At 33.6% G+C, this 12,069-nt stretch carries 10 protein-coding genes and 2 tRNA genes; 7 read left to right on the plus strand and 5 right to left on the minus strand.

Going from position 1 to position 12,069, the window contains the following annotated elements:
* Window positions 1-2 precede the first annotated feature (2 nt).
* The 4 genes from DMA14_RS19600 to DMA14_RS19615 all read left to right on the plus strand — a co-directional run bounded on the left by DMA14_RS19600 (window position 3) and on the right by DMA14_RS19615 (window position 3,391).
* On the plus strand, window positions 3-1,331 hold the full coding sequence (locus DMA14_RS19600) for a sensor histidine kinase (protein ID WP_238990009.1): 1,329 nt from the start codon (window positions 3-5) through the stop codon (window positions 1,329-1,331).
* Window positions 1,332-1,435: 104 nt separating this feature from the next.
* Entirely contained in the window at window positions 1,436-1,618 is a 183-nt protein-coding gene (locus DMA14_RS19605) for a hypothetical protein (RefSeq protein WP_111426215.1), read from the plus strand.
* Between the two features lie 161 nt (window positions 1,619-1,779).
* A complete protein-coding gene (locus DMA14_RS19610; protein ID WP_111426216.1) occupies window positions 1,780-3,015 on the plus strand; it encodes a metallophosphoesterase in 1,236 nt (411 codons plus the stop codon).
* A gap of 73 nt (window positions 3,016-3,088) precedes the next feature.
* Window positions 3,089-3,391 (plus strand): thioredoxin family protein, encoded by a 303-nt coding sequence (locus DMA14_RS19615; RefSeq protein ID WP_008466807.1) that lies wholly within the window; start codon window positions 3,089-3,091, stop codon window positions 3,389-3,391.
* 25 nt (window positions 3,392-3,416) lie between these two features.
* Here DMA14_RS19615 and DMA14_RS19620 read toward each other — a convergent pair whose 3' ends face one another.
* Window positions 3,417-4,058: a polysaccharide deacetylase family protein gene (locus tag DMA14_RS19620; RefSeq protein WP_111379249.1), complete on the minus strand. Its 642-nt coding sequence runs from the start codon at window positions 4,056-4,058 to the stop codon at window positions 3,417-3,419.
* A gap of 100 nt (window positions 4,059-4,158) precedes the next feature.
* Complete coding sequence (locus DMA14_RS19625) at window positions 4,159-7,437, minus strand: glycosyltransferase family 117 protein (RefSeq protein WP_111426217.1); 3,279 nt, start codon at window positions 7,435-7,437, stop codon at window positions 4,159-4,161.
* Between the two features lie 246 nt (window positions 7,438-7,683).
* Between DMA14_RS19625 and DMA14_RS19630 the strand changes: the two genes are divergently transcribed.
* Window positions 7,684-7,754 (plus strand) — tRNA-Gln (locus tag DMA14_RS19630).
* A gap of 109 nt (window positions 7,755-7,863) precedes the next feature.
* Window positions 7,864-7,934: transfer RNA gene (locus DMA14_RS19635), tRNA-Gln, on the plus strand.
* A 220-nt stretch (window positions 7,935-8,154) separates the two neighbouring features.
* On the opposite strand, the gene DMA14_RS19640 is transcribed toward DMA14_RS19635, so the two are convergent.
* The 3 genes from DMA14_RS19640 to DMA14_RS19650 all read right to left on the minus strand — a co-directional run bounded on the left by DMA14_RS19640 (window position 8,155) and on the right by DMA14_RS19650 (window position 11,424).
* Window positions 8,155-8,961, minus strand: a complete 807-nt coding sequence (locus tag DMA14_RS19640; RefSeq protein WP_111426218.1) for a helix-turn-helix domain-containing protein — start codon at window positions 8,959-8,961, stop codon at window positions 8,155-8,157.
* Window positions 8,962-9,022: 61 nt separating this feature from the next.
* On the minus strand, window positions 9,023-10,444 hold the full coding sequence (locus DMA14_RS19645) for an aldehyde dehydrogenase family protein (protein ID WP_111426219.1): 1,422 nt from the start codon (window positions 10,442-10,444) through the stop codon (window positions 9,023-9,025).
* A gap of 155 nt (window positions 10,445-10,599) precedes the next feature.
* On the minus strand, window positions 10,600-11,424 hold the full coding sequence (locus DMA14_RS19650; RefSeq protein ID WP_111426220.1) for a universal stress protein: 825 nt from the start codon (window positions 11,422-11,424) through the stop codon (window positions 10,600-10,602).
* A gap of 175 nt (window positions 11,425-11,599) precedes the next feature.
* Between DMA14_RS19650 and rimP the strand changes: the two genes are divergently transcribed.
* Window positions 11,600-12,064: a ribosome assembly cofactor RimP gene (rimP, locus tag DMA14_RS19655; protein ID WP_162536295.1), complete on the plus strand. Its 465-nt coding sequence runs from the start codon at window positions 11,600-11,602 to the stop codon at window positions 12,062-12,064.
* The last annotated feature ends 5 nt before the right edge of the window (window positions 12,065-12,069 follow it).

Consider the following 12,069-nt stretch of genomic DNA (forward strand, 5'->3'; position numbering starts at 1 on the left):
TTGTGAAAATAAAACATCAATTAGCCATTTTTAATGCCATGACTAGATTGCTGGTCATTTTGGTGTTATGGTTGATGCTTCCTATTTTGGTAGAAAATGTAGTCTATCATCATATCAATAATACGCTACTGGAGAAAAAGAAAAAATTTATTGAGCATCTGAATAAAGAAGAAATTAATGATTTCATCGAAAATCCAGACGATTCAACTGACGCGTTTTCTGAGTTTTCGACGCTTCATAGCGAGTTTTTGGTGCTATCTAGAGTTTCTATAAAACCACATCAGAAAAAAACGACGTTCAGTAACGAATACCGAAAAATAGAAGGGGAAGAAAGCGAGTATCGAATCCTGCAGCATTATTTTACATATGATGGTGTAGATTATCAGCTTGAAATAGGAAGCAGTTTGAGTGAGGTTAACGATTTGACTTTTGTCATAAAGCTTTTTATTATAATTGTTTTTGTGATAATTCTCTTGATTACTTTTTTGGCAGATACTTTTTATATTGAATACCTTCTAAAACCATTTTATAAAATTATTGATACCAAAATTAGGCGTGTAAACGAACCAGAAACATTTGACCATACTCCGATAAAAGCAACTTCAAGAGACTTTAGAGAATTAGACTTTGTTTTGAACCAAATGATGGATCGAATTACTGAAGTTTTTAAAAAAGAAAAACAGTTTATCTCAAATGTTTCACATGAACTTCTTACCCCGATTGCATTGCTCAAAAACAAACTTGAAAATTTGTTGCAGAATCAATCTTTAGATGATAATGCAGTCGATAAAATTGCGGGCTCTCTAAAGACGTTAGATATGCTGAAAAAAATCATCAATAATTTATTGCTGATTTCTAGGATAGACAATAATCAATATGAATTGAATGAGGAGATTAATCTTCGTGAAATTGTTTCTGATTTGCAGGAGGACCTTCAAGACCGAATTGAGGACAAAGATATTCAGTTCATGAACGAAATGGAGAATGATTTTGTTTTTATAGGAAATAAAACCTTAGTTCATATTCTTATATATAATCTTGTAACTAATGCCATCAAATACAATAAACCAAAAGGAGGCATAATTATAGAAGACGGTTTTGCAGATGAGCACTATTTTATTTCGGTAAAAGATTCGGGAATAGGAATGGACGAATCTCAGTTGGAGAAAATATTCACGCGTTTTGCTAGAATCAGTTCAGACCAGGAAGGGCAAGGGTTGGGGCTTGCAATTGCACAAAGTATTGCTTCTTTTCATCATATTCAAATCAAGGTAAAATCGGTTTTAAATCAAGGAACTACTTTTACTTTGCTGTTTGAGAAAGCTAATTAAAAGTTAAAATTTCTTGTAGGACTTTATCTTCATTTCATCTTCATTTTGCGATTCTATCTTTGACTTGTAAATAATAAATTAACAATCAATAAAAATTTAGAATCATGAAAAAATTAGCAATTTTAGCAGTAGCAGTTTTAGGAACATTTGCAATCGCAAACGCGCAAACAACTCCAGCACAAACAAAAGAAGTAAAAACTGAAAAACACGATAAAAAAGCAAACAAAAAAGCTAAAGGAGAGAAAAAAGCAGAAGCTCCAAAAACAGAAGCTCCAAAAGTAAAATAATATAAGATTTTAAGTCTTAAGATTAAATAGTTTTAAAGGTTGGTAGGTTAGAAGCTGGGAGAGACATCTTCCAGCTTTTTGGTTTTACAGCGTTAAATTTTTTATAATAAAAAGAAATAGAATTTTCATTCTTTGTTACTTTGTTTAAAACTATATATTAAATGATTTTTCGTTTTATAATTCTATGTGCTCTTTTATTATTTATTGAGTTCTATTCATATCAGGCTTTTCGAACTTTAATCAAAACACGTTGGGTTCTGATTAGTTATCAAGTTATAAGTTTACTGGTCTTAGTATTTATTATCTATTCTTTCTCGCAAGTAGATCGCTCTGTTGGTCAGACTAGACAATTTATGTTTACTACAGGTTTGATGCTGACGGTATATGTGCCAAAAATTGTGCTTACGCTAATAATGTTCGGCGAGGATATTTTTAGAATAGGCGCCAGCATTGTAAATTATTTTGTTTACAATGCTCCAAGAAAAGAAATGATGCCTGATCGCAGAAAGTTTGTGAGTCAGATTGCATTAGGTTTGGCAGCGATTCCTTTTTTGTCTATAATTTATGGAATATTTGAAGGGAAATATAATTTCAAGGTAATCAAACAAACTATATTTTTTCCAGATCTTCCAGATGCTTTTGATGGGTTTAAAATCACACAAATTTCTGATGTGCACAGTGGAAGTTTTGATAATCCAGAGAAAATTAACTATGCTATTGATTTGATCAACGCACAAGAAGCAGATTTGATTTTGTTTACGGGTGATATTGTTAATACACATGCAAAAGAAATGCATCCGTGGCTGGAAACTTTTAGCCGTATTAAAGATTATAAATATGGGAAGTTTGCAGTTTTAGGAAATCACGATTATGGTGAATATGTGACTTGGCCTTCTGAAAAAGAAAAAGATGAAAATTTTAAGGCGATTAAAAACCTGTACGGTCAAATTGGTTTTAAATTAATGCTGAACGAACATACTTATATTCAAAAAGGTGATGATAAAATTGCTTTGGTCGGTGTAGAAAACTGGGGAGTGAATTTTAAGAAAGCAGGTGATTTGAATAAAGCTTCAAAAGATGTGCATCAGGACGATTTTAAAGTTTTAATGAGTCATGATCCAAGCCATTGGGATGCCGAAATCAAAGACCATCCGAAGAACTTTCACCTTACTTTCGCAGGCCACACGCACGGTATGCAGTTCGGAATCGAGATTCCGGGATATTTTAAATGGAGTTTGGCACAATACATTTATAAACAATGGGCAGGATTGTACGAAAACGTCGGAAGATACGTTTATGTTAACCGCGGATTTGGTTTTCATGCGTATCCTGGACGAGTAGGAATTATGCCTGAAATAACAGTAATTGAACTAAAAAAAGGCCGTAATGTCGGTTAATTCGTTAAAAATGCTACATTTGTATAATATTTATTTCTTTTAAGAGATTTAAAAAACTTAATTTTTTGGTTTTATGTCAAAATTTGGAGAACTAATAAATGCCCAAGTTCCAGTGTTAATTGATTTTTACACAGATTGGAATGAATCTTCAGTTTCTATGCATCCTGTTATTAAGGACGTAGCTGCTGCGCTTGGCGATAAAGCCAAAGTAATCAAAATTGATGTAGATAAAAATCAGGAACTAGCAGAAGCACTTCGTATTAAAGGGCTTCCAACTTTAATGATTTACAAAGAAGGACAAATGATCTGGAGGCAATCTGGAGAGCTTGATGCTAATACTATAATTGGAATTGTTCAGGAACAATTTAACGTCTAAATAACTTCTCTTTTGTTGATGTTATTTAGTGAATAATATCAAATTTATATCCATTTTCTTTTAAAAAATGCAGTGTTCGAGGCAAAGCAAATCTTAAATTTGGAGAAGCTTTAATACTGTCATGAAAAACAATTACGCTACCAGATTTTACATTTTTGGTTACATTTTCAAGACATTTTTCTGGAGTAATGCTTTGATCAAAATCAGCACTCAAAACATCCCACATTACTATTTTATATCCTAAACTTCTAAGAATTTTAGACTGTGCTTTTTTGATTTTTCCGTAAGGAGGGCGAAACAATAGGCGATGAGGAGCTTTCTCTTGCTCATCTAAAACGGCAGCGCAGTTTTTTACATTTTCAATATAATCATTCGTATGGATTTTCCATCCATTCACATGATTCATGGTATGATTGCCAATAGAATGTCCGTCGGTAATTAACTTTTCAAATAAAGCCAGATTTGCTTTAATGTTTTTTCCGATGCAGAAAAAAGTAGCTTTCGCATCAAATTTTTTTAATTCAGATAAAACCCAGTCTGTAATTTCTGGAGTAGGGCCGTCATCAAAAGTCAAGTATATTTTCTTTTCGTTGTTAGGAATATCCCAGCAATATTTAGAAAACACCTTTTTAATAAATGCGTTAGTTTTTACCCAATAGAAGCTCATTTTGAATTAAAATTGTATTATATGTATAAAATTAAAAAATGCAGCGCTATTTATCAAACAGCGCTGCATTTTTTTAATAAGTAAGATTTTCGTATATTATTTACTCTTTTTCACGTCCGAAACGCTCAAAAACATTTACGTAAGTATTAAATGTAGTTTTGTGCTGGTTGTAAAAAGCAGTGTCTTTGTTGTCATCCATTACATGCAGTAAGCTTCTGTAACGCTCGATATCTGTAATAATATCTACTGCTAGATCAGTTTGGTCAGAAGGAGTCAACGTGCTGTAATAGTTTAGATTCTCTTTGTATTTCTGAACCAATTTGTTTAAAAGATCTTGTGCTTTAGCTTTTTCTCCAACTTTATAATAACCATCAGCAAAACCTTCAACCAATGAATAATAGCCATATTGGTCTAAAGGCATTTTGGTCATTGCCAAATTGATTACATTTTTAGCCTTGTCAATTTTGCCTTCAGCAATAAGCTGGTTCATTAATCTAGAAAGATTGGTACGGTAAGTAATACTATTTCTTCTCGTTTCAGGGTCATGATAAATGTTTCCATTGCTATTGCCCCAATCCCATTTCATTACAATATCGTACATTTTATCAGCATCAATTTGTCCCATGTCTAATGGTCCGCCATCTTTAGAAGGAGTATTTTTTACTGGAACTAATTTATACACCATTCCATCCAATTGCAGATAATCTTTTAGCCATAAATAATCTTCATCATCAAAAGCTCCACCACTAAAGTAAATTGGTCTCTTCCAATTGTTGTTTGCTAAGATATCAAGCATCATTAAACGGTTTTTGTATAATGCGCTTCCTTTAATATCAATGTCCAAGTAAGGAACAATAGAATCGTAATATTTAGGATTAACTACTTTATTTTGAATAATAGTGTTTTTATCCACATTCACTCTAATCTTATTTGTTGGATAAAAATGGATTGTTTGTCCGTTTTGTAAACCAACAGTCGATTTAGGATTTTTGATGAAATCGATAAAATCTTTAATATTCCAACGTGTGTCAATTTTCTGGATGTATGCTGTGTAATCTAAATTATCTCCCACATATTGGCTATGTTCAAACGAAATAGGCAACGGATTTGATTCGTAAGACTTCGCTTTCATTTGATCAATATACCAATCTGTCATAAATAAACTTGTATTTACAATTTTTACATCGGTTCTAAAATGCTCAATTTCCTGCGCGTACCAAAGAGGGAAGGTGTCATTATCTCCAATTGTAAATAAGATTGCGTCTTTATCACAAGAGCTTAAATAAGCTTTTGCCATTGCTACAGCAGTATATTTTCCAGATCTATCATGATCATCCCAGTTTTGAGAAGCCATTAAAACAGGAGCGGCCAATAAACTTCCGGCAATAATTACTGGTCCAGCAATTTTTGGAGCTAGGTATTTGTACAAACTTTCATAGAGTGAGTAAACACCAAATCCGATCCAGATGGCAAAGACATAGAATGAACCTACAAGAGCATAATCTCTTTCACGAGGCTCAAAAGGTCTTTCATTTAAATATATTTTTAGTGCAATTCCTGTAAATAAGAATAAAGCCAAAAGAACATAGAAGCTCTTCAGATCTTTGTTTGCGTGGTACATAATACCAATTAATCCTAAAATAAAAGGAAGGAAATAATAAGCGTTACGGCCTTTGTTGTTTAAAACATCTGTTGGAAGATTGTCTTGTGAGCCTAAATGCACAGAATCCAAAGCTTTGATACCGCTGATCCAGTTTCCGTCCAAATTATCGTATTTGCCTTGAATATCATTTTGGCGTCCAACAAAATTCCACATCAAATATCTCCAGTACATATATCCAAATTGATATTCAAACATAAAACTGAAATTGTCAGCTGTAGTTGGTTTTTCAATAAGTAGATATTCGCCGTAACTTCTTAAGAATTTTACGTAACCTTCGTTGTCAATTTGTTTTTGAGCGTAAGCTTTTCTAAACTCAGAAACTGTTTTTTCAACTTCGTTACGCAATTGAGCTGTAGCTTTATTGTATTCGTCTTCGCTTAATTGGCTTGCATCGATTCCGTATTTTGCCAAATCTTCATCATAATTATAATTAGGATTGATTCGGAACTTTGGAGGATTTGTAAAGTTGATATAATTTTGAATGTGACCTGTTTCTGTACTCCACATTCTAGGCAGAATTGCTTTCTGGTTATCATCAGAATTTTGTTCTGCATTTTTATAATTATTGGTAATGATGTATTTACCTGTTTTATAATCTCTCTCGTAGTTTGGTTTTTTGTCTAAATAAGGTGTTTTAGCATCAAGACCAGCAAAAAGTTCAGTGTATTGAGGTCCGTAAAACAAAGGATTTACACCATATTGCTCACGATTATAGTAAGCCAAAACCTCGGTAGCATCTGATGGTTTGTTTTCATTAATAACGGTATTGGCATTTGCACGAACAGGAAGCATTAACCAAGTCGAGAAACCAATCAGAATGAATAAGATACATAATATAATGGTATTGTAGAATATTAAGCCTTTTTGTTTAGTGTATTTTAATCCAAAATAGAAAAAGGCAACAAACAATAATGCTACAAAGATAGTTCCTGAGTTAAATGGAAGTCCCATGCTGTTTACCATGAAAATTTCGGTTTTCCCGAAAAATGCCATAGTTAATGGAAGTAATAATTTGAAAATGAATAATAAGATGCCAATAACAACTACGTTGGCAATTAGAAAGTTTTTGATAGTAACTTTTTCGTAGTGTTTGAAATAGTATAAGAATCCAATAGAAGGAATAGTCAAAAGAGCCATAAAGTGAACTCCAAACGAAAGACCAATAACCAATGAAATAATTAAAAGCCATTTGTTTCCTTTTGGCTTATCCATGTCTTGTTCCCAACGTAAACCAAGCCAGAAAAGCAAAGCAATTAATAAAGAAGCCATTGCATAAACTTCGGCTTCTACAGCATTAAACCAAAAACTATCAGAAAATGTATAAGCTAAAGCGCCAACAAAAGAGCTTCCTAAAATAACAATTGAATTGTTTTGGTCAATTTCAGTAAAACGACCTACGATTTTTTTCAAAATCATAGATGATGACCAAAACATAAATAATATGGTAAATGCGCTAGAGAAAACAGACATCATGTTAACCATAAGAGCTACATGCTGAGCATCTATTGCAAACATGGCAAAAAATGCACCCATCATCTGGAAAAGTGGAGCCCCTGGTGGGTGACCTACTTCAAGTTTGGCTGCGGTAGCAATATATTCTCCGCAATCCCAAAAGCTCATTGTAGGTTCTACTGTTAATGTATAAGTTATTAAAGCGATTGCAAATGCAAACCAACCAATAATTGTATTCCATTTATTGAAATTGAATTGTGCCATATTTAGGTGTTAAAAATTTGAATGTTTTTCTATCCTACAAAGAAAATGTTTTTTTATGTAAAGAAACGAGCATTAACAAAAAATTCTACAAAACTATAAGTGAAAAGTAATGTATTGTCTATGAGGAGTTTTTGAAGTTGAAGCAGATTTGAATGTGAAAAAAATCAAAAAAAATGATTTTTTTTGGCCAAAAAGTTTGCACAAACTAAATAAAGACTTAAATTTGCACTCGCTTTACAGCACTGCTGGTCTATGGTGTAATGGTAACACTACGGTTTTTGGTGCCGTCTTTCTAGGTTCGAGTCCTAGTAGACCAACAGAAAAGTCTCTCAGAAATGAGAGACTTTTTTTTATTTAAAAAAGTTTGCTTTAAAATTTGCATAAATTAAATAAAGTTTTAATTTTGCACCCGCTTAACCGCACTGCTGGTCTATGGTGTAATGGTAACACTACGGTTTTTGGTGCCGTCTTTCTAGGTTCGAGTCCTAGTAGACCAACAGAAAAGCCTCTCAGAAATGAGAGGCTTTTTTTTATGCTTTAAATTTAGGTTTTTTAGCGCAAAGCGCACAAAGGTATGCGTAAAGTGTGCAAAGCTATTTTATAATGAAGGCAAAGTTCTCAAAGCTTTATGTGTCTTGTTTTAAATATAGCCCGTGGTTTCAACCACGGGAAACTTATTGTGAAAGACGTATTTTTGAGGAGGCTTATTGTGAAAGCTTATTTATGATTTAAAGAAGAAGGAACGATTCCGAATTTCTTTTTAAATGAAAAAGAAAAATGCGAAAGATCTTCAAAGCCAACGCCGATATATACTTCTGAGGGCGGACTTCCTTGGCTGATTAAATAATAAGCTTCCTGAAGCCTTTTGTTTAAAAGCCATTTTCCAGGCGTTTGCTGAAAAACTTTTTGAAAATCTCTTTTAAATGTGGCGAGACTTCTCCCTGTTAGATAAGCGAATCGTTGCATTTGAACATTGAAATGGAAGTTTTTGTTCATAAATGCTTCTAAGTCAATTTTTCCTGGCTCGTTAAAATCGAATAAAATGTCTTTTAATTCTGGATTTACTTTTAATAAAAGGTGAATCGCTTCTTTGATTTTTAGATTGAACAAAGTTTCGTTGTTCTCTTCTTCAACTTCAAGATAAGACAGTAGAGATTCCATGAAGGATTTGTAGAGTGGATTTGGAGCCAATGTAAACATGGCATCTGTATCGGCTTTTTTATCAGCTTTCAAATTGTGCTCCTTGCTGATTTCTCTTAAAATTTCCTGATCAAGAAAAAGAGAAATGGTTTTAAATTCTCCTCCTTCTGGCGGGATCTTAGTGAACTTTGCCAAATGATTTCTTCTGCTAAAGCGAAAATCTCCAGGTTTTGAATGAAAAGTGTTTTTGCTGTCTGAAGCAATCATTTCGCCAGAAATCTGATAACTGAAAACATGTTCGGGTATAAAATGTTCGCCCTCTCGACTGCGTGAGTAATAGCACGAGTAGAGGATTTTGGGTTTTGTATTTGGTTTTGTGCTCATATTTGTAAAAATACTAAAATCTGGAAATCTTTAGGTGTAAAGACTTCCAGATTGATGAAGATTATTTTGGCTGAATTAGTGCTCGTGGCTCTAAGTAGGCCTCTAGACCAAGCGTTCCGAATTCACGTCCAATTCCAGATTGTTTAAATCCTCCAAAAGGAGCCATTGGATCGTGACCGATTCCGTTGATCTGAACACGGCCTGCATTAATTTGAGAAGCAACTCGATGAGCTCTTTCGGTATTTGAAGAGCTTACATAGGCTTGCAATCCGTATGTTGTGTCGTTGGCGATTTCAATCGCTTCTTCTTCTGTTTTGTAAGTGATAATGGATAGAACAGGGCCAAATATTTCTTCTCGTGCAATTCGCATTTGATTCGTTACATTGACAAAGACTGTTGGTTTAACAAAATTTCCGTTTTCTAGTCCTTCTGGTTTTCCTAGTCCGCCAGTTAATATTTCTGCGCCTTCATTGATTCCAATTTGAATATAATCTTGAACACGATTGTATTGTTTTTCACTAACCATTGGCCCGACTGCAGTATTTGGATTTTTAGGGTTGCCAACAATAAAGTTTGAGGCTATTTCTTTAATTAGAAGTTTTGTTTCTTCTAGTTTGTTTTCTGGAATCAGTAATCTAGTTCCTGCGATGCAAGCCTGTCCGCTATTCATAAACGCTGCTCCAAGTGCAAGCGGAATAGCTTTTGAGAAATCGGCATCGTCTAGAATGATATTTGGAGATTTTCCGCCAAGTTCCAGAGTAACTCTCTTCATGGTGTTGACTGCTTCTTTTGCAATTATTTTTCCAACATTGGTTGATCCTGTGAAAGATATTTTAGAAATATCTGGATTTCTGCTTATTTCTGCACCAACAACTTCACCTAATCCATTTACGATATTAAATACACCTTTCGGTAGATTTGCTTCGTGAAGACATTCTAGTATTAATTGTGTCTGTTGTGCGCTCATTTCGCTAGGTTTAATTACGGTTGTGCATCCGGCAGCAATTGCTGTAGATAGTTTACTGCAGATAAATCCGTTGCTTGAATTCCAAGGGATGATAATTCCCACAACGCCAATAGGTGTCATTTGAACTTCGGATTCTCCCATTGTTTTGGTGAAATCATAATTGTTTAGCAGATTGATTGCTGATTCAAAACTTTTTAGCATATAATCGTAGCTTACGCTAGCAAACTGAAATGTGCCTCCGTATTCTTCTGTCATTACATCGATAAAATCATCTTTTCTTTTTTCGATGGCAGATTTTATGTTTTTGAGATACTGAATTCTTTCTGAAGCTGTAGTTTTTGAAAAAGTTTTGAGTGCATTTTTGGCTGCTTCAATTGCGTTTTGAGTGTCTTCAGTGTTTCCTAAACGGACTTTTCCTAATTTTTCATTTGTCGTAGGGCTAATTAGGTCAAAATATTCTGTTCCTTGCGGAGTAACAAATTCTCCATTAATGTAAATTTTGTCTATTGTTTTCATATTGTTGTTTTTAATGAATTTTTATTTGACAAATTTCTGCATTAAATGGATTTGAGGTTTTGTTGAAAAGCTCAGTTGTGCTTTGTTGAAAAGCTCATTTTTTTTGCAAAAAAAAGCTTCTCGTTTGAGAAGCTTTAAGGGGAAAAGTAATTGTGTTAGATTTTTAATGTTATAACGGGTTTAACAGCATGATTAACCAAGCCTTCGCTAATGCTTCCGTTAAAGAAATGTGCGAAACCAGTTCTGCCGTGTGTGCACATTCCGATAACATCGGCGTTTATTCGGTTAGAGAAATTTATAATTCCTTTTTCAATATTGGTGTCATTATAAATTTGTGTGGTGTAATTGGTGATGTTAAATTCTTTTACAAAATCATCCATTGCTTTTTCGCTTACGTGAGTTGGTTTGAAGCTGTTGGGTGTGCAAATAGTAACCAAATGCAGTTTCGAATCAAATAACTTTGTGAAGTTTAAAAGTTTTTCGAATGGTTTTTTTGCTTCATCAGAAAAATCAGAAGCAAAAACAATATCAGAAGCATTAAAATTTGGAATATTTTTCTTGATGACTAAAACAGGAATTTCTGAGTTTCTAACTACTTTTTCTGTGTTGGATCCTATTAAGAGTTCTTCAACACCAGAAGAGCCGTGGGAGCCCATGATAATTAGGTCAATATCGTAATCTTTACTTATTTGTGTTATTCCGTGTATGGGTTTGTCCATTTTTACAATTTCAGTTACCGGAATTCCTTCTAGATAATTTTTAGAAGCAACTTCGTCTAGCGTTTCGTTTGCTTTCTTCATAAAAAGCATGGTTTCGGGGATGCTGGTTCCGCCCATTATAGCATCGTTTGATTGCTGCGGCAATTCAAGCATGTGAAGAAGAATGAGTTCAGAATTGTTCTTTTTTGCGATTTGAGCGGCAACTCTTAAAGCGTCTTCTGCATGTTCTGAGAAGTCGGTAGGTACTAAAATTCGTTTCATGATTTTGAGGGTTAAAAAATATGAATAATTCTATGTTTTAATGCTATTATAAAGATACGGAATTATTTTAGAGCAATCTATTTATTTGATTTATAAAAAAAACACTATATTTGCACTGTTATTTATTAAAATCTAAATAATGAGGGGACTAAGTGTCCCCTCTTTTTATAAAATTATGACATTTAAAGAAAAAGTAAACGGATTAATTACGGAAGCTCTTCTGGAAAAACCATCAGTCTTTTTGGTTGATTTGGCAGTTTCGGATTCTTTTAAAATTAGTGTTGGTTTAGACGGAGATAATGGAGTGGCGCTACAAGACTGTATTGACATTAGTCGTGCAATCGAGAATAATCTGGATCGTGAAGAGCAGGATTTTTCGCTAGAAGTAGCATCGGTTGGAGTAGGAACTCCTCTTAAAATGATAAGACAATACAAGAAAAATGTTGGTAGAACGTTGATTGTTACCACAAATACAGAAAAAATAGAAGCAGAATTAGTAGAAGCTAATGATGTTTTTATAATTTTGTCTTGGAAAGCAAGAGAACCGAAAAAAGTAGGAAAAGGAAAAGAAACAGTTCAAAAAGAGCAACAAATACCTTATACAGAAATTAAAGAGGCAGTTGTTACGGTAACATTTTAATTTTA

Source organism: Flavobacterium sharifuzzamanii (assembly GCF_003254585.1).
GTDB lineage: Bacteria > Bacteroidota > Bacteroidia > Flavobacteriales > Flavobacteriaceae > Flavobacterium > Flavobacterium sharifuzzamanii.